11 protein-coding genes are annotated in these 18,250 nt (G+C 67.8%); 6 read left to right on the top strand and 5 right to left on the bottom strand.

Going from position 1 to position 18,250, the window contains the following annotated elements; genetic code table 11:
• Positions 1–107: 107 nt before the first annotated feature.
• The 4 genes from JRI60_RS33195 (at position 108) to JRI60_RS33180 (ending at position 6,976) form a co-directional block, all read left to right on the top strand.
• On the top strand, positions 108–1,247 hold the full coding sequence (locus JRI60_RS33195) for a glycosyltransferase (RefSeq protein ID WP_204219942.1): 1,140 nt from the start codon (positions 108–110) through the stop codon (positions 1,245–1,247).
• 222 nt (positions 1,248–1,469) lie between these two features.
• Positions 1,470–2,864 carry an undecaprenyl-phosphate glucose phosphotransferase gene (locus JRI60_RS33190; RefSeq protein WP_204219941.1) on the top strand — a complete coding sequence of 465 codons (1,395 nt, stop codon included), beginning with the start codon at positions 1,470–1,472 and terminating at the stop codon, positions 2,862–2,864.
• A gap of 100 nt (positions 2,865–2,964) precedes the next feature.
• Positions 2,965–6,177 carry a hypothetical protein gene (locus tag JRI60_RS33185; protein ID WP_204219940.1) on the top strand — a complete coding sequence of 1,071 codons (3,213 nt, stop codon included), beginning with the start codon at positions 2,965–2,967 and terminating at the stop codon, positions 6,175–6,177.
• Positions 6,178–6,190: 13 nt separating this feature from the next.
• The gene (locus JRI60_RS33180; RefSeq protein WP_204219939.1) at positions 6,191–6,976 is read left to right on the top strand and encodes an ATP-grasp domain-containing protein; all 786 of its coding nucleotides are present in this window, start codon (positions 6,191–6,193) and stop codon (positions 6,974–6,976) included.
• A 43-nt stretch (positions 6,977–7,019) separates the two neighbouring features.
• Here JRI60_RS33180 and JRI60_RS33175 read toward each other — a convergent pair whose 3' ends face one another.
• Both JRI60_RS33175 and JRI60_RS33170 read right to left on the bottom strand, forming a co-directional pair.
• Positions 7,020–8,540, bottom strand: coding sequence for a hypothetical protein (locus JRI60_RS33175; protein ID WP_204219938.1), 1,521 nt, complete (start codon positions 8,538–8,540; stop codon positions 7,020–7,022).
• 822 nt (positions 8,541–9,362) lie between these two features.
• Positions 9,363–12,143 carry a vitamin B12-dependent ribonucleotide reductase gene (locus tag JRI60_RS33170; protein WP_204219937.1) on the bottom strand — a complete coding sequence of 927 codons (2,781 nt, stop codon included), beginning with the start codon at positions 12,141–12,143 and terminating at the stop codon, positions 9,363–9,365.
• Positions 12,144–12,729: 586 nt separating this feature from the next.
• Between JRI60_RS33170 and JRI60_RS33165 the strand changes: the two genes are divergently transcribed.
• Positions 12,730–13,062 (top strand): (2Fe-2S) ferredoxin domain-containing protein, encoded by a 333-nt coding sequence (locus JRI60_RS33165; protein WP_204219936.1) that lies wholly within the window; start codon positions 12,730–12,732, stop codon positions 13,060–13,062.
• A 7-nt stretch (positions 13,063–13,069) separates the two neighbouring features.
• Here JRI60_RS33165 and JRI60_RS33160 read toward each other — a convergent pair whose 3' ends face one another.
• From JRI60_RS33160 to JRI60_RS33150, 3 genes are all read right to left on the bottom strand, one after another.
• On the bottom strand, positions 13,070–13,882 hold the full coding sequence (locus tag JRI60_RS33160) for a phospholipid scramblase-related protein (RefSeq protein WP_204219935.1): 813 nt from the start codon (positions 13,880–13,882) through the stop codon (positions 13,070–13,072).
• A 179-nt stretch (positions 13,883–14,061) separates the two neighbouring features.
• The gene (locus tag JRI60_RS33155) at positions 14,062–14,772 is read right to left on the bottom strand and encodes a Bax inhibitor-1/YccA family protein (RefSeq protein ID WP_204219934.1); all 711 of its coding nucleotides are present in this window, start codon (positions 14,770–14,772) and stop codon (positions 14,062–14,064) included.
• Positions 14,773–14,889: 117 nt separating this feature from the next.
• Positions 14,890–16,356 carry a hypothetical protein gene (locus tag JRI60_RS33150; protein WP_204219933.1) on the bottom strand — a complete coding sequence of 489 codons (1,467 nt, stop codon included), beginning with the start codon at positions 16,354–16,356 and terminating at the stop codon, positions 14,890–14,892.
• 192 nt (positions 16,357–16,548) lie between these two features.
• On the opposite strand from JRI60_RS33150, the gene JRI60_RS33145 reads away from it, so the two are divergent.
• Positions 16,549–18,201 (top strand): thiamine pyrophosphate-binding protein, encoded by a 1,653-nt coding sequence (locus JRI60_RS33145; protein WP_204219932.1) that lies wholly within the window; start codon positions 16,549–16,551, stop codon positions 18,199–18,201.
• Positions 18,202–18,250: the final 49 nt, after the last annotated feature.

The raw sequence follows: 18,250 nt of genomic DNA, 5'->3' as shown, positions 1-18,250 counted from the left end.
GAGGACGCTCGCCACGGAGCAGGCACTACCACACGCGCGGGCCTCCGTGGGGGGCTCGGTTGCCCGGTTGTCGGCATCGGGGCCAAGCGGTGGTACAAGGCCCGCCCGTGAAGGTCGCCCTCGTCCACGACTGGCTCGTCACCCAGCGCGGCGGTGAGCACGTGCTCGAGGCACTGTGCGAGCTGTTCCCGCAGGCGGACATCCATACCCTCGTCCACCGCCCCGGTGTGGTGCACCCGCGCATCGAGTCGCGGCCCATCCACACCTCCGTCCTCCAGCGCATTCCGCGCATCCACAAGCTCTACCGGCACTTCCTCCCCGTCCTGCCCCAGGTCATCGAGTCCATGCGGCTGGAGGGGTACGACCTCGTCGTCTCCTCCAGCCACTGCGTGGCCAAGGGCATCCGCAAGCCGCCCGGGGCGAAGCACCTCGCGTACGTGCACGCTCCCATGCGCTACATGTGGGACCTGTTCGACGACTACTTCGGGCCCGGGCGCGCCTCGCTCCCGGTGCGCGTGGCGGCGCACGCCGTGCGGCCGTACCTCCAGAAGTGGGACCGCGAGAGCACCGCCGGCGTCGACCGCATCCTCGTCAACAGCCAGCACATCGCCGGCAAGGTGCGGCGCTTCTGGGGCCGCGAGGCCCAGGTGGTGTACCCGCCCGTCGCCCTGGAGCGCTTCTGCCAGCACCCGCTGGAGGGACTCGGCCAGGGCGGCTACTACCTGTGGCTGGGTGCCTTCGCCCCGTACAAGCGGCTCGACATCGCGCTGGAGGCCTTCCGCCAGCTGGACGCGCCGCTCTGGGTGGTGGGCACCGGTCAGGAGGCGGCCAGGCTCACCTCGGGGGCGTTGCCCTCGCACATCCGTTTCCTCGGTCCCGTGTCGGACGAGGCGCTCGCCGGCCTCTATCGCGACGCCCGCGCCCTCATCTTCACCGCCGAGGAGGACTTCGGCATCGTCCCGCTGGAGGCGCAGGCCTGCGGACGTCCTGTCATCGCCTACGGGCGGGGTGGGGCGCTGGAGACAGTCAGCCCTCGCACGGGCCTCTTCTTCGACGCGCAGACGCCGGACGCGCTGGTGGAGGCCGTGCGCCGCTTCGAGCAGTGGGAGCCCGAGTTCCGCCCCGCCGACGCCCGCGCCCAGGCCGAGCGCTTCAGCCGGGCCGCCTTCCTGCGCTCCATCCAGGCAGAGGTGGACGCGGTGATGGGGACCTCGACCCCGTCCTCCATCCGGGCCGCCGTACCCTGACATCGCTGTCCTGGGTGCCCCCCTTTTCCGAGGGGTCTCCCGGGGTCCGGGAGGCTCGCACTGTTGGCCACAAGCAGGGGCAACCCCTTGGATTCCGGGCGGTTTCCGTGTTAGGAGCGCTCCGGCCGCATGGGGTATGTGGTTGTGGACGGCGTGTCGGGGTGGGGTGCGACGATTGCAGGTGGCGGCCGAGCGTTTTGCAGGCCACAGAAGGAGGCCCGCGTGTTCAGCCGGTTCCAGCGCTTCTATACGTCCATCAAGGTCGCCGCCGACGTGGTGATGCTGACGGTGGCGTTCGCGCTCGCCTACGTCACCCGCTTCGAGGGCCCCATCCCCGTGTTCCACGGGTTGCCGCCCCTGGATGACACGTTGCTGTCGTTGGCGACGGTGCTCGTCGTCTTCCCGGTCACCTACCGTCAGTCGCGGCTGTACGCCACCAACCGGGCGCGCACGCACATCGGCGAGGTGTTCGAGGTCTTCAAGGCCACCGTCATGGCCACCCTCATCGTGGTGGCGCTGACGTACTTCACCCGCGAGCGCTACTCGCGTCTGATGCTGGCCTTCTTCTCCGGCTACTCGTTCCTCGGCGTGTCGCTGGTGCGGCTGGTGCTGCGCGAGGTGCTCAACGAGGTGCGCCGGCGCGGCTACAACCTCAAGTCCATCCTGCTCATCGGCGCGGGCGAGCTGGGCCAGCGCGTCATCGAGACGGTGGAGAGCCACCGCGAGCTGGGCTTCCGCGTGGTGGGCATCCTCACGTTGCGGCCCGAGAAGGTGGGCCAGCAGGTGCGGGGCGTGCCCGTCATCGGCCATGTGAAGGACGTGGACACCGTGCTGGATGCGCGCCCGGTGGATCAGGTCGTCATCGCCGTGCCGCTCGAGGATCAGGCCGCCGTCAAGCCGCTGATGGAGCAGCTCGCGCTGCGCACGGTGGACGTGAAGGTGGTGCCGGACCTCTACCAGTACGTCACCCTGTACGGCGGGCTCGAGGAGTTCGGCGGGCTGCCCATCATCAGCCTCCAGGGCGATCCGATGACGGGCTGGAACATGGTGGCCAAGCGCGTCTTCGACATCCTCTTCGCGCTGGTGGCCATCGCGGTGAGCGCCCCCATCATGTTGCTGGTGGCCCTCGCGGTGAAGCTCACCAGCCGCGGCCCCATCCTCTACGCCCAGGAGCGCATGGGCATGGATGGCGAGACTTTTCATATTCTCAAATTCCGAACCATGCGCGTGGACGCCGAGGTCCGTGGCGCGATGATGGCCAGCAAGGAGGACCCGAGGCGCACGCCCATCGGCACCTTCCTGCGCAAGTACTCGCTCGACGAGCTGCCCCAGTTCTTCAACGTGCTGTGGGGCGACATGAGCCTGGTGGGCCCCCGCCCCGAGCGGCCCGTGTTCATCGAGGAGTTCAAGAAGCAGATTCCCCGCTACCACCTGCGCCACAAGGTGAAGGCCGGCATCACCGGCTGGGCGCAGATCAACGGCCTGCGCGGGCAGACGTCCATCCAGAAGCGCATCGAGTACGACCTGTACTACATCGAGAACTGGTCGCTGCTGATGGACCTGAAGATTCTCATCCGCACTGCACTGGGCGGCTTCCTGTCGAAGAACGCCTACTAGCTCGCTGCCGGGGCACCCGGGCACGGCTGTGGGGTGCCGCACGGCTGGGAAGCGAGTCGCGTGCGCTCTTGGGCTTGGTCCGGTCTAGTATCGGAGCCCCATGGCCGAACAGCTCGGAGCGCACCTGGTCCGCAAGGGCCTCATCACTCAGCCTCAGCTCGATGAAGCGCTGAAGTCGCAACTCATCTACGGCGGCAGTCTGGGCATCAACCTGGTCGAGCTGGGTGTGCTCGACCTGGATGCGTTGGGACAGGCACTGTCGGACGTGTACCACTTCCCCCTCGCGACGGACGCGGAGATGGAAGCGGTGCCCGCGGAGACGCTCGCCCAACTCAAACCCGAGCTGGCTCGGAGCCACCTGGCCTTCCCGCTGGCCATCGAGGGTCGCCGCATGAAGGCGGCCATGGTGGCGCCGTTCGATCCGAAACACCTGGACGCGCTCGGCTTCGCCACGGGCATGCGCATCGTGCCCTCCATCGTGCCCGAGCTGCGCCTCTTCCACTTCCTGGAGAAGCGCTACGGCATCCCCAAGCCGACGCGGCCCACTCGCCCCGGTCAGCCCAAGCTCGCGGTGGGGCAGGGCGCTGCTCCGGCTCCGAAGCCCGCGTCTGCTCCGCAGCCGTTGCAGGCTCAGCCCGCGCAGGTGCCTCCTGCTCCGGCACAGCCGGTGGCCGCGTCCGCGCCGAGGCCTCCGGCCGCGGGTGCTCCAGCTCCTTCGACTCCGGCGCAGCCCTCGCCAGCGCCCGGGGCTCCTTCCGCCGCCGTGCGTGCGGGGCCTCCGGCCGCGGGTGCTCCGGGTGCCAACCCAGGGGCGGCTCCTCAGGCGCCGTCCGCGGCGGCTCCCGTGGCGAACCAGCCTCCCGGCATGCGGCCCGCGCCCTCGGCCGCCGGGCCCGTCGCGAAGCCCGCGGCACCCGTGGCGGGAGCGCCCGCTGGTGCCCCCGTGGGCGCGGTTGCTCCGAAGCCCGCGATGACGGCGGGTGCTCCAGTGCCAGGGGCTCCGGGAAGTGTTCCGGCCGGGGCCGCCTCGCCTCGTCCTCCGGGTGCTCCCGGTGCGCCGGGGGCGGGGCCTTCCGCGCAGCCGCCGGCGGCGGGGACGTCCCCGCCGCCTGGCGCGGCGGTGCCTTCGCGGCCTCAGGCGGCTCCTGGCGCGCCCGCCGCACCGGGGAGTGCTCCGGCGGGTTCCGCACCCGCTCAGCCCACCTCCGCTGCCGCCGCGCCGAAACCCGCCGCCGCGCCCAACGCCGCCGTGCCTCCTCGGCCTGCCCCGGCGGCCGGAGTGTCCACGACGCCTGGAGTAACGGGTGCACAGTCTCCAGCGGCGAAGCCGCCTGTCGGGCCGACGGCTCCGGGCTCGGCACCGGCCGGCGCCGCGCCCTCGCAGCCCGCCTCCCCTGGAACGTCTGCTTCGCCGGGCGCTCCGGCGGTTGCGAAGCCGGCGGGTTCCGTGCCCACGACGGGTGCCCCCTCGCACCCCGGTCCGAATCTGCCTCCGGGCATGTTGCCTCGGAGTGCCCCGGGAACGGCTCCCTCCGGGGCCGCCACGGTTCCTCCTGCTCAGGGGGCGACGCCGGGAGCGGCGTCCGTGCGTCCTCCGGCGCCTGGCGTGTTGCCGCCTCCTCCTGGTGCCCAGGTGCCTCCGGGTGCGCCCGCGACGGCGCGTCCTCCCGGGGCCCAGCCTCCTCCGGGGATGTCGTCGCGTCAGGAGCCCGCGAGTGCCTCGAGTCGCCCCGGGCCCGCGCCCGTGCAGAGCGGAGCGGTTCCTCCCGCTGGCCAGGCACCGGCTCCCTCGGCCGTTGCTCCGGGGGCGAGCCCTTCCTCGCAGCCCGCACCGGCCCAGAAGGCAACGCCTCCGGGCCCGGGGACTCCGCAGCCCGCGGCTGGTGCACCGCGCGCGTCGGTGCCTCCTGGCGCTCCCGCTTCACAGGCCGCGCCTGTTTCAGCTCGGGCTCCGGGCGCTCCGGCGCCCACCGCCTCGCAGGCCTCGCCCTCCGCGCCACAGGCCTCGGCTCCGGGTGGCGTGCAGTCCTCTCCGCCCGTGGGACAGGCCCAGGCCGCGCCTCCCGCTCCCGTTGCCTCGGCACCGGAGGTGAAGCCTGCTGGGTCCTCGCCGGACATCGCGCACAAGCCCGAGGTGACTTCCTCGCCGGGCGCGGTGGCTCCGGCTCCTGTCTCCGCGCAGGCCGAGCCTCCCGCTGCCTCCGCTCAGTCCGTGCCCGCTCCGGCGGCGCCCGTGGAAGCACCCGCACAGAAGTCGGATCCCTCGTTCGAGCAGGATCGGAAAGCGGTCTCGCTCGTGGTGGAGAGCGAGGCGTTCGTTGCTCCCATGGAGGAGCCCGCGGATGCCGCGGTCCAGGCACCTCTGGCGGCCGAATTCGTGTCCGCCACTCCGTCTCTCACGCCAGAGCCGAAGAAGGAGGAGCGGGCTCCCGAGGCGTCCGAGGTGGTGCCGTCTGCGTCCGAGGCGGGTCCGAGCGGTGCGGATTCCGAGCGCAAGGCCAGGGTCGCGCCCGCGCCCGTCGAGCTACCGAGAATGCCCTCGAGGGAGCTGGAGGTGACGTCGAACCTGGAGCTCATGAAGTGGCGCCAGGCGGAGGCGGCGAAGGCCGGAGCGGACGCCGAGCCCGTGTCTCCCTGGGAGCGGCGGGCCATCGAGGTGGACTTCTCGTCCGATGCCGCGAGCGCCATCCAGGCCGCTTCTTCCGGCGCGCAGGAGGAGATCCCCCTGGCATCCGTCCACGAGTTCATCCCGACCTGGGATCCGTCCGCCGAGTCGGCGGCGAGCTCCTCGGACTCGGCCGAGAGCGCCCAGGGCGGGGACTCCCAGGGCGGGCAGCTGGTGCAGCTCGAGGAGGCGCTCGAGGCGCTGCGGCAGGCGACGACGCGAGGCGCGCTGGGCAAGGTGCTGCTGTCCTACTGCCAGGGGCGCTTCCCGCGGGGCTTCCTGCTGGGAGAGACGTTCGGCTTCGCCCGGGTGGGGCGCGGGTACGGCCCCGGGAGCAACAAGCCCGCGGTCAACGCGTTGCAGGTGGATCTCGATGCGCCCTCGCTCCTCGCCATGGCCGCGGCCGGTGGCAGGCTCGTGGTCTCCAGCATGCCGGAGAGCCAGGAGGACGAGGCCCTCTTCGCGGCCCTGGGCGAGTCGTTCTCGCACCTGATGGCCGCGCCGATCCGCGCGAGCGAGCGCACCGTGGGCTTCGTCGTCCTCGATGGCGGTCCCTCTCCGTTCGGCGCGGAGGAGCTCGACGACCTGGAGAAGCTCGTGTCCGCTGCGTCCGAGGCCTACGGCCGGTTGAGCGGCTCCTCGTTCTGAGCGGGGAGCCGCCGTGCCCGTTCTCCTGCTGTCGCCTCGCTTCAGCTCGGATTCGATCGCGCTCGCCACGGAGGCCTCGCGGCTTTCGTGGCGGGTCCACCGGTTGCACGATCGGCGTCCTCCCGCGCGGCTGGCCGAGGAGGACCTCGTCTTCTACGGGGAGTCATTGCTGGCGGACACCATCGGCAAGGCGCTGGGCCTGGCCCTGCTCGAGCCCGCCGCCGACACGCTGTCCCTCCTGCCCGAGGAACTCGTGCGCCGGGACGTGCGATTCACCACGCTCGGCGCGGCCCGGGGCGAGCGGTTCCCGCGATTCGTCAAACCCGCCGACGAGAAGCAGTTCAGGGCCTCGGTCTATCACTCGGGTGCGGAGCTTCCCGGTCCCGAGGTGCTCGAGGACGGTCTTCCCGTCCTGACGGCCGAGCCCGTGTGTTGGCTCGACGAGTACCGCTGTTTCGTTCTCGAGGGCCGTGTCGTGACCGCGAGCCCCTACGCCTGGAAGGGCGAGCGCGAGGAGTCTTCTCTGGCCTCGTTCGATCTGGAGGGGGCCAGGACCTTCGCGGCCGAGGTGCTCGCGAGGGCAGGGGACTCGTTCCCCTCGGCGGTCGTCCTCGACGTGGGACGCATCGAGGGGCGAGGGTGGGCCGTGGTGGAGCTGAACCCCGCATGGAGCTCGGGTCTCTACGCGTGTGACGCGGCCGGTGTGCTTCGGGTGCTTCAGCGGGCCTCGGGTACGTCGCGGACGGTGGCCTCGGGTGATGCGCGATGGCTGCGTCCTCTGCCCAATATCGAGGGATAGCAAAGAGAACTCAGCTGTAGTCACTCATATTGCTGCAGCTGAGTTAGACACGAGATGTCTCGCCCTGTCCTCTGCGGGCTGGCTTGCTGCGACCACGTGGCGATGAGGATGCGCGAGTTCCGGTACGTCGTGCCGATGGGTTACGCTTCCCCTTTACGCCAAGACTCGATGGCGTTGGAGGGAATGCCTCTATGACCAAAACAACAAGCACGGTATGGTTCGTGCCGCGAATTGTCTTTTTGGTTTTAACCGGGACAACCTTGATGTTGCTCGACAGTGGTGCGCTATGCTGCGTCTCGTGAGTGTGGTTGGTTAGGTCCAATATTACCAAGACCCCGGCGGCCACTGTTCGGCCAGATGCGTAACTTGCTGCTTGCTCGAAGTGACGAGTGATGCCTTGTGCAGGGTTCTTGCCGAGCTTCTTTGCCTTCAGCTCGATTGGTGTGTCGTCGAGGACGAGGTCGATTCTCCCTTGCCCCATTGTTACCTCAGACTGCACTGGCCCATTCGCCCCTTGCAGGAACGTTAGTAGGCGCTGATGAAAGTCTTTCTCGCGCACGTTCTTCCCGAAAGGGCTGCCTTGCCTGCATGAGTCGGCGAAGCGGAGCAGGTGGCTTACGACAGTTTGCAGACTGCGCGGAGGCGGGCTTAGAATGCCGTGTTCGTCTATTTTGTTGCGGACGTCTTGAATCGTGAAGCGCAATACATCGAGATGTTTGGCCCCCAGTGGCATGGGGGTGACAGTAATTCGATCGCGCAGTGAATGGAGCGTTGTTACGAGTTGGCGAGCGCGTATTTGGCGCTCCTCGAAGGGATACGTCCGATATTGTATGAGAAACTGCCGTGCTTCTATCGTAGCGTTAGCGAAGCTTTCTGGAAGCTCCTCAAGAAGGCGTATTGCCTCGGCCGGTTCATGTACAGTACCGGCGGCATCAGCTGCAAAGACTCGATAGAATTCGGCAATTGCATCGTCGATGCTGAATGTGGCGGGCGGAAGAATGGCGTCCAGTGCTCTTGCTCGCCAGCGTTCGAGTATGTTGGGGTGGGGTGTGTATTCCCATCTTACTAATCGTGTGGTTTTGAGTATAGCCCCAGTTGCTGATATCTCGCGCCGAATAGGGTCGACTGGGAATACGTAAACGACAACGGCTTCTATCCTTGCGTCTGGAAATGCGCTGAACTCTCGTCTTGTAAGCGGGTCGTCGAGGTTGGCTTCGTTGGGTTGGGCATTGGCGAGCTTTCGGCGTCGCACATGCACGCCAACGATACGAGCCTTTCCAGGTGCTATGTGGCCGCGCAAATTAAGTGCCACCAGAAAGACTCCGTTCGGCATGGTGGCAAATTCGCATCCACCATGGGGGTCAAGGAATCCGCTCAAGCCATCGGATGCCATGAGAACAGTATTCTCGGAATCGGTGAGGCCGTGATGGAAATGCTTGCCAGATAATGGGTGTGGAGTGCTGCCGTTGTTTTGAAGCGCATATGCGACGTACTCTTCGATGTCGCCGTTGGGTTGGATAAATGAGTATCTCTCGATGGTGATGTGTATGTGTTTGGCGCTCATGAACAGGTGCTAACGTTTCTTTTTCGGTTTCTGAGTGGGCCGTGCGCTCATTCGAGAGGTCGTGTTGGTGGGAGTTGGGGCCTGAGTCGAAGGCTTGAGTCGACTTGGCTTTGTCTTTGTGCTGGTAAATGGATTCTTGCTGAGTGCGTCGAGATCGAGGCCATCAAGGCCACCACCGTGCTGTCGCGGCGCCGACGGGATTGGGCATGCCCAAAGGGCTGCAGCTTGCTTTTTCTTCGTTGCCAAAGGTTGTACCTCGCTCACCCTGTCTTGGTTTCCTGCTTGGGTGGTGTCGGAGGAGGCGGAGCGGCGTTGGCTTTAGATTGAAGCCGGGCGGGAGTAACGGCAGCTGCTGCGAACGGGCTGTGCGGTGTGGCATCTACGTCGAGCCCGTCGAGACGCCCAACTCTTTTGGATTCACTTCCGATTACGAGCTTGCTGAGGTGCACCGGGGCTCGTTCAGATGTCATATCTACTTCTCGCCTTTGCTATTGCTGCTGGATGAGGGCGGAAATGGCGTGGCTTGGGCGGGTGGCGGCGATGGCAGCCGAGACGGAGTGATGCCGGTTCCTGAGAACGGTGACATTGTGCCCGCATCCGTTGTCAATCCTTTGTGTTTGCTGGGTTCAGCCGGCCTTTTTAGGAAAAACAAATCTTTCTTCATGGTTAATCCTCGTTGTCTCTTGCGCCTATGTTCCCGTGTTGCTGCTCGGATGTTCAGGCTGTGGGCTTAATAAAAGCCCCAACGGTTACCCGTTGGGGCTTGGTGGAAAAGCGACAGGGGCAGCGCCTTATACAGTCGCTGCCTCTTTATTTTTCAGCTCAGCTGCAGCCGCTCGTGGTGCCGCAGTTGCTGCACTTGTAGCAGGCCCCGTTGCGCACCATGATCTCTCCGCACGTGTGGCACGGCGGCGCGTCCGCCTGGTTCAGGTACGTCTTGCGCGGCGTCGACATCGGCAGCGCCACCGACGCCACCTGCACCGGCTTCGCCGCCTCCACCGCCACCTGCTTCTCCACCGCCTCCTCCATCCCCTCGGCCTGCTCGCTCGGCAGGAACTTCAGCGACAGCCACCGGAAGATGTAGTCGACGATCGACTTGGCGATCGGCACCGCCGGGTTGCCCGTGAAGCCGCTCGGCTCGAAGCGCGTGTGGCTGAACTTGTCCACCAGCACCTGCAGCGGCACCCCGTACTGCAACGCCAGCGACACCGCCGTCGCGAAGCTGTCCATCAGCCCGCTCACCACCGAGCCTTCCTTCGCCATCACGCAGAAGAGCTCGCCCGGCGTCCCGTCCTCGTACATGCCCACCGTCAGGTAGCCCTCGTGGCCACCGATGGAGAACTTGTGCGTGATCGCCTGCCGCTCGTCCGGCAGCCTCCGGCGCATCGCGTTGGCGTCCCTCGCCGCCGCCAGCGCGGGCTCGGCCACCGCCGCCTTCGTGTCCTTCACCTTGTCCTTCGACGTGTTCAGCGGCTGGGTCCGCTTGCAGCCGTCGCGGTACACCGCCACCGCCTTCAGCCCCAGCTTCCACGCCTCCAGGTACGCCTTCTCGATGTCCTCCACCGTGGCGTCCGACGGCATGTTCACCGTCTTGCTGATGGCCCCCGACAGGAACGGCTGCGTCGCCCCCATCATCTTCAGGTGGCCCATCCACTGGATGCTGCGCTGGCCCTTCGCCGGCTTGAAGGCGCAGTCGAACACCGGCAGGTGCTCGGGCTTGAGGTGCGGGGCGCCTTCGATCGTCTCGTGCTTGTCCAGCCACGTGATGATGTCCTGCGCCTGGGTCTGCGGGTAGCCCAGCTTCTCCAGCGCCTGCGGCACCGTCTGGTTGACGATCTTCAGCATGCCGCCGCCCACCAGCTTCTTGTACTTGATGAGCGCGATGTCCGGCTCGATGCCCGTCGTGTCGCAGTCCATCATGAAGCCGATGGTCCCCGTGGGCGCCAGCACCGTCACCTGGCTGTTGCGGTAGCCCATCTCGGTGCCCAGCGCGAGCGCCTCGTCCCAGGCCTTCTTCTGGGCCTCGAACAGCTCCTCGCTCACTCCCACCGGCTGCACGTTGTAGGCCGCCTTGCGGTGCTTGCGGATGACGCCGAGGAACGGCTCCTCGTTCTTCTTGTAGCCCGCGAACGGCCCCATCTTCCCGGCCATGCGCGCGCTCATCGCGTACGCCTCGCCGCACATCAGCGAGGTGATGGCCGCCGCGTAGTTGCGGCCCGCGTCCGAGTCGTACGGCAGACCCGTGGCCATCAGCAGCGCGCCCAGGTTGGCGTAGCCCAGTCCCAGCGGCCGGAACGCGTGGCTGTTCTGGGTGATCTTCTCCGAGGGGTACTTGGAGAAGCCGACGATGATCTCCATCGCCAGCAGCACCACGTCCACCGCGTGCTTGAACGCCGTGACGTCGAAGTCCCCGTCGATGGTGCGGAAGTGCATCAGGTTCAACGACGCCAGGTTGCAGGCCGAGTCGTCGAGGAACATGTACTCGGAGCACGGGTTGGACGCGTTGATGCGGTCCGTGTTCGAGCAGGTGTGCCAGTTGTTGATGGTGCTGTCGAACTGCAGGCCCGGATCCCCGCACAGGTGCGCCGCCTCGGAGATCTCCCGGAACAGGTCGCGCGCCTTGAAGGTGTCCATGGGACGCCCGTCGCGCACCGCGCGCGTCGTCCACGCGCTGTCGTTCACCACCGCGCGCATGAACTCGTCGGTGACGCGCACCGAGTTGTTCGAGTTCTGGAAGAACACCGACGAGTAGGCCTCGCCGTTGAAGCTCGGGTCATACCCGGCCTCGATGAGCGCCCAGGCCTTCTTCTCCTCGCTGGACTTGCAGCGGATGAAGTCCAGCACGTCCGGGTGGTCCGCGTTGAGGATGACCATCTTCGCGGCGCGGCGCGTCTTGCCGCCGCTCTTGATGACGCCGGCGAACGCGTCGAAGCCCTTCATGAAGGACACCGGGCCCGACGCGGTGCCTCCACCGGCCAGCAGCTCCTTGCTCGAGCGGATGGTGGACAGGTTGCTGCCCGTGCCCGAGCCGTACTTGAAGAGCATGCCCTCCGTCTTCGCCAGCCCGAGGATGGACTCCATCGAGTCTCCCACCGAGTTGATGAAGCACGCCGAGCACTGCGGGTGCTCCTCCACGCCCACGTTGAACCAGACGGGCGAGTTGAACGCCGCCTTCTGGCGCAGCAGCAGGTGGGTGAGCTCGGCGTGGAACGCGTCCCGGTCCGTCGCCGTGGCGAAGTAGCCGCCCTCCACGCCCCAGCGCGTCAGCGTGTCCACCACGCGCCCCACCAGCCGCCGCACGCTCGTCTCGCGCTCGGGGGTGCCCGGCGTGCCCCGGAAGTACTTCGAGGCCACCACGTTGGTGGCCAGCATGGACCAGGACTTGGGCACCTCCACGTTCTTCTGCTCGAAGACGGACTTGCCGTCCTCGCCGGAGATGGCCGCCGTGCGCAGCTCCCACGCCAGCTCATCGGCGGGATCCACCCCGGGCGTGGTGAAGAACCGCTCCACCGGCAGCCCGCCAGCGGGTCCTCTCGGCTTCAGCCCCGCCGCCGTCTCCTTGCCATCCAGAACCGCTGCCGTGGCGCTCCGCTCGTGCTCCATGGTCCCTCCCACTGCTTTCACCCAGCGTGTGAATGCAAAATTTGCAAAAAGCCAAGCCCGCGAGATCTCTCGGGATCGAGTGATCTCGTTTCGACACGCCTCCTCCCCGGGTAGGGAAGAGTACGTAACGATGGGTCAAATTCTCTGTTTTTGGGGTCCCGCCTGCTCGCTTGGGGGGCAGACAGGTAAGTAAAGGTACGATCTTCGTTCCGGACTCGTCAAGGTTCTGTGACCCCTAGATCTTGTGTCCGCCATCGTTGAGCCACCTACAGCTAGGGGAGTGTGACCGATTGGACGGTCCACGTCCGGAACGCCTTCCACGGCTCGGAACCGCGCCGGGGGTGCCGATCTAAAGCCTGCCCGGCCGCCGATCAACTCTCTTGCGCAGCCCTCGATGCAGTGGATCGTCATCATATGACGAGTCATGTAGGGTCACTCCTGCGGAAAGGCCGATGATCACTAGCGGATGTTTGCTGAGAGTCTGTGCACGGATCGTCCGGCCGCCTAGACCCCGAGGCAAGAAAGGGACAGACAGGTGCCGATTGCGTTAATCGCTTTTGGACGGAAGCCGCGTTAGGAGGGCGACATGCCTCCGTTCAAGCGTCATGTATTCGTCTGCACCAACCAGCGCCCCGAGGGGCACCCCAAGGGGTGCTGCGCGTCGAAGGGCGCCGAGGAGGTGCGTGCCCGCTTCAAGGAAGAGCTGGAGAAGCGCGGCTTGAAGGGACAGATGAGGGCCAACGCGGCCGGGTGTCTGGACACCTGTGCGTTCGGCGTCTCGGTGGTCGTCTACCCCGAGGGCACCTGGTACGGCGCGGTGAAGCCCGAGGATGTGCCCACCATCGTCGACGAGCACCTCGTGGGCGGGCACCCCGTGGAGCGGCTGCTGATGCCGTTCTCGCGCAAGAAGGCCGAGTAGACCGGCCTCAGTCGAAGAAGCCCAGAAAATCCCAGAAGGAGCCGCTCCGGTTGCGCTCCTCGAAGTAGCAGAGGTCCACCATCAGCGTGGCGGCGAGCACCATCTGCCGCAACCGGGCGTCGGTGAGGCCGGAGTGGAACTCCACCCCGAAGTTGTCGGCGTCGCTGAAGACCTCCTTGCCCAACCCGCTCCACTGCTTGCGGATGGTGGCCACCTCCTGGCCCCGCTGCTTGACGTGGAAGGTCCAGGGCTTCCACAGCGGCCCCTCCAGTGTGGCCATCACCACGCCCGCCGGGGTGCAGAGGTCGAACGTCCGGCGCAATACCCCGAAGCGCTGCTGGATGTAGCCCAGCTGGCGCCCGTCCCAGGCCGTCACCTCCACGTACGTGAAGAAGAACGTCCAGGGCTGGTGGATGCTCAGGGCCCGGGTGCCTCCCTGCGTCATGCACTCGAGCTCCACGCGGCGGAAGGGCCAGAGGTTGCGCAGCAGCGCGTTGCCCCAGCCCTCGCCCGTCTCGCCGATGTACAGCATGAAGCGCCCGTCGGCGTCGATCGCCTCGTAGCGGTTGCGCGTCTCCCAGCCGACGAGGATCTCCGCCCACTCCTTGATCTGCCGGATGCTCAGGCCCGGCCCTTCGATCACCGGGCCGAGCACGCTACGCAGCTCCAGTCCCATGTAGCGGGGATCTCCCGGCGCTCCACGGCCCGCCCCCGCTTCCGCGAGCGCGGTCTGCTGGACGCGCTCCTCCGGTGCGGTGCGCCCCTTCCAATCCAGCTCCAGCTCGTCGTCCCGCCGTGGTCGCCCGTTCTCTTGGCCCATGCCGGAAAGTCTAGGCCAGGTAGGGGCGGTCCTGTCAGGGGAGGTCCCGGGCGCGCTCGGGAGCAACTGGTCTGACAGTCAGACCAGTTCGTCCGGCGCGCGACCGGAAGGTGCTCCCCAAATGAAAAGGCGGTGGGCCGCGAAGCCCACCGCCCCGGACTCGTCCAACGCGAGTGCGTCTACCGGCGGCGATCGCCGAAGAGGCGCAGCATCGAGATGAAGAGGTTGATGAAGTCGATGTAGAGCACCAGGGCGCCGACGATGCTCAGCGTGGCGGCCGAGCTGTAACCCGCGCCCGCGTGCATCTCGCGCAGCTTCTGCGTGTCGTACGCGGTGAGGCCCGCGAAGACGAGCACGCCCGCGCACCCCAGCACGAAGTTGAGCATCGGGTTGGGCCAGATGGCCTGGACGACGCTGGCGATGACGCAGCCGATGGCGCCCATGATGAGGAAGGTGGCCCAGCCGCTCAGGTTCTTCTTGGTGACGGTCCCGAAGATGCTCATCGCTCCGAAGGTGCCCGCCGTCAGCAGGAAGGCGTTGCTGATGGAGGCCGACGTGTAGATGAGGAAGATGACCGAGAAGGTGAGCCCGGTGATGATCGAGTAGAGGAGGAAGAGCGCCCCGGCCACCAGGCCCGAGAGCCGCTGCGCCATCCCCGACAGGCCCCAGGCCAGGCCGAGCTGCGCGAAGAACAGCGGCCAGCGCCACTGGATGACCTGCGTCAGCACCGCCTCGCTGGAGGCCGCGAAGAGCGCCACCAGGCCCGTCACGGTGAGCCCGGCGAACATCCAGCCGTACACGCGCGACATGAAGGCGCGCTGGGACTCCTGCACGAGGATGTCACTGACCTCGGCGCGAGCCGTCTGCCAACCGGGAGATTCCCAAGACATAGGTTCCTGTGTCCTTTCCTTGCGTCGGGCGGAGAACTCCCACCCGGCGCGGTCTTTATAGCGCGCCTACAACCCGTGTGCCGGGTATCCCTTCCCGGATGTCCGGTGGGGCCGCGATCAGAGCGCCTTCCAGGCCATGAGCAGCTTCTGGGCGACCTCGGTGGTGATGAGGGGAAGCACGCCACCTCCGCCCACGATGTTGACGATCTCCGAGGTGGAGCCCCGGCACACCCCGCCCCAGGCCGGCTGCTTCGTTAGTCCCACCGAGGCGTACGCGGAGTAGTCCACGTGGAGCCGCAGCGACGTCACGCCGCTCTCCTCGCACAGCAGGTGCTCCTCGGGGGTGGTCTCCACCACCTCCTGCACCACGAAGCCGCCGCCCGCTGGATCCGTGGCGGCCCGCTCGCACAGCTCCGCCCAGGTGGGCACGGTGCCGTAGGCGGCGCGCGCGCGCTCCTCGAACGCCGGAGTGCCCACCGAGCGGCCGAGGTACACCGCCCGGCCGCCGTAATCCCACGCCCGCTTGAGGACGAAGCGCTTGGGCTCCGCCACTACGCACGCCACCAGGTCCTCCACGCGCTCGCCGTCCGGACCCACGCCGGGGCCGTGCCGGAAGGGCCTCGTCCAGGGCACCGACGCGCGCACCGCCTCCATCTCCTCGGCGGACAGCCCGGCGGACTCGGCGAGCGCGGGCTCCACGAGCGACTGGGAGAGCAGCGCGAAGGTCGTCTTCACCTCCACCGGCGACACCGGCGGGTTGAGCAGCACCGCCTTGCGCCCTGGCACCGTGCCGAAGAACTCCTCCACCCACGGCGCTGGCGTCTCCTCCAACCGCCGCACGAAGAGGTGCCGGTACACCAGGTCATAGCGCTTGCCGCGCACCTCGAAGTACTCCTCGCCGGACACCTCGTCCGGGTGGACGATGTCCGCGTCCGCGCCGAACTCGCGGAAGCGCTCGCACAGGTAGCGCTGCTCGGTGATCTGCGCGTCGTTGCGGCGGCAGAGCAGGGCGACCGTCTCCGGCATCTTCCCGTCGCGCTCGGCGGCGTAGCCGTCCAGCAGGGCCCGGTACAGGGCGAGCGCGTTGCTGCCATTGGGGGTGATGACCGCGTGGAGGGCCTTCTCGGGGTAGCGGAAGTGCCGGCCCACCACCTCGATGAACGTGCGGGCCGCGATGTCCGAGTAGCCCTGCATGGCCGGAATCGTGGCGTTGACCTCGAGGGCGCGCGGCTGCGAGTCCACGAAGTAGTCCACCCGCGTGGTGGCCAGGCGCTGCACGTTGGCGAAGGTGCGCTCGGTGAGCGCGCGCTCCAGGGGGGAGAGACCGCCGAGCAGCAGCTCGCGCTGGTCGCTGGCGAGCACCGCGCGCGTCATCTTCACCGTGGCCGAGGCCAGGAGCGCGGAGAGGGCGGAGCGCCGGCGGATCTCCGCGGCGTCGAGGATGACGGGGGTGGCGGTGACGGGGATGGGCCGGGTGGTGCCGTCCTTCTGGGTGACGGCCAGGCCTCGCGCATATGCGGTGCGGGCCAGCTCGGGTCCGAAGTGGACCGCCTGACGCCGCAGGACTTCCAGGAACTCTTGCACGGGGGGATCCTTCTCGTTTCGAGCGCCCTTCCTATCCCGCCCGGGGCCGTCCGGGGAGTGCCTTCGACAGGACAAGGCGCACCTTTCCATGCCGGCCGAGGGGGGACCGGGCATCCAGGGGCTTCCAGGGCGGCGGGATTCGGCCATGATGGCCGGACTTCCGAGGTTCCCAACACAGGGAGGACGCACGCCATGGGCATGGTCACCGGTGGGCAGCTCGTCGGACGGATGCTGAAGAAGGAGGGCGTCCGACACATCTTCACCCTCTCGGGGCTGCATGTGGCCCCCATCTACGCGGGGTGCGTGGAGGAGGGCATCCAGGTCATCGACACCCGTCACGAGCAGGCGGCCGCCCATGCGGCGGATGCCTATGCGCGGGTGACGCGTGGGGTAGGCGTGGCGGTGGTGACGGCGGGCCCCGGGGTGACGGACGCGCTCACCGGCGTGGCCAACGCCCACGCGGCCAGCTCGCCCATGATCCTGCTGGGCGGCGCGGCCCCCATCTTCAACCAGAGCCGCGGCTCCCTGCAGGAGATGGAGCAGGTGGACCTGTTCCACCGCATCTCCAAGTGGTCGGACCGCATCCCCACGCCGGAGCTGGTGCCGGCGTACCTGGCCAAGGCCTTCCGCGTGGCGCTCTCCGGGCGGCCGGGGCCGGTGTTCCTGGAGCTGGCGTGGGACGTGCTCTGCAACGGCGTGGACGAGGAGACCCTGCAGCTGCCCCGGAGCTACCGCACGGACGCGCGGCAGGCGCCGGATCCGCGCAAGGTGGACGAGGCCATGGCGCTGCTGAAGTCCGCCGAGCGCCCGGCCATCATCGCGGGCTCGTCGGTGTACTGGGACGGGGCCTGGGACGCGCTGCGGCGCTTCGCGGAGACGGCGCGCATTCCCGTGTACCTCAATGGCGCGGGGCGCGGCTGCCTGCCGGCGAACCACCCGCTCTTCTTCCAGCACACGCGCAAGGACGCGCTGAGCGGGGCGGATCTGGTGTTCGTCATCGGCACGCCCTTCGACTTCCGGCTCAACTACGGCGCCGAGCCCACCTTCAGCGCCGAGTCGAAGATCGTCCAGGTGGACATCGATCCCACCGAGGTGGGGCGCAACCGCGCGGTGGACGTGGGCCTCATCGCGGACAGCTACAGCGCGCTCACCGCCTTCGCGGACGCGGCGCCCAGGGCGACGCGGGACACGTTCATCTCCCAGCTACGTGAGCGCGAGCGGAAGAAGCTGCGCGACCTCGAGGAGTGGACGAAGAACGACAGCGTGCCCATCCACCACTACCGATTGGCCCGGGAGATGTCGGAGGTGGCCAACGGCCCGGGGCAGGATCCCGTGTTCATCGCCGATGGGGGCAACTGGGTCGCCATGGCGGCCAAGGTCATCGAGCTGAACCGGCCGGGCCGGTGGTTGGATCCAGGCCCGCTCGGGTGCCTCGGGGTGGGGGCGCCGTTCGCGCTCGCCTCGAAGGTGCTGCACCCGGAGCGCACGCACTGGATCATCCAGGGCGATGGCTCCTTCGGCCTCAACGGCATGGACTTCGAGACGGCGCTGCGCTTCAAGCTCCCCATGGTGTGCGTGGTGGGCAACGACGCCGCCTGGGGGCAGATCCGCATTCCCCAGGTGCAGATGTTCGGTGAGGACAAGTCTCCGGGCACGCGCCTGGCGCCCACCCGCTACGACAAAGTGGTGGAGGCGTTCGGCGGCCATGGCGAGCTCGTGACGGAACCGGCGCAGATCCGCCCCGCGCTCGAGCGGGCCCTGGCCAGTGGCACGGTGGCCTGCGTCAACGTGATGCTCGACCCGGAGGCCCCGGTGAAGGCTGGCGCCATGGGCTACGCCGTCTGACTCGGCAATCACTTGCACGCGGGCGCGCCCTCGCGTACAACTCCAAGAC

The sequence above is a fragment of the Archangium violaceum genome (assembly GCF_016887565.1).
GTDB lineage: Bacteria > Myxococcota > Myxococcia > Myxococcales > Myxococcaceae > Archangium > Archangium violaceum_B.
Note: the sequence above shows the minus strand (reverse complement) of the source record. Positions and strands in the feature narration are given on the sequence as shown.

What these genes read in the sequence shown, in the direction of transcription:
- JRI60_RS33175 (WP_204219938.1), bottom strand. Translation starts at nt 8,540, where the DNA reads ATGAGCGCCAAACACATACACATCACCATCGAGAGATACTCATTTATC.
- JRI60_RS33185 (WP_204219940.1), top strand. Translation starts at nt 2,965, where the DNA reads ATGGCCGAACAGCTCGGAGCGCACCTGGTCCGCAAGGGCCTCATCACT.
- JRI60_RS33160 (WP_204219935.1), bottom strand. Translation starts at nt 13,882, where the DNA reads ATGGGCCAAGAGAACGGGCGACCACGGCGGGACGACGAGCTGGAGCTG.
- JRI60_RS33170 (WP_204219937.1), bottom strand. Translation starts at nt 12,143, where the DNA reads ATGGAGCACGAGCGGAGCGCCACGGCAGCGGTTCTGGATGGCAAGGAG.
- JRI60_RS33155 (WP_204219934.1), bottom strand. Translation starts at nt 14,772, where the DNA reads ATGTCTTGGGAATCTCCCGGTTGGCAGACGGCTCGCGCCGAGGTCAGT.
- JRI60_RS33165 (WP_204219936.1), top strand. Translation starts at nt 12,730, where the DNA reads ATGCCTCCGTTCAAGCGTCATGTATTCGTCTGCACCAACCAGCGCCCC.
- JRI60_RS33145 (WP_204219932.1), top strand. Translation starts at nt 16,549, where the DNA reads ATGGGCATGGTCACCGGTGGGCAGCTCGTCGGACGGATGCTGAAGAAG.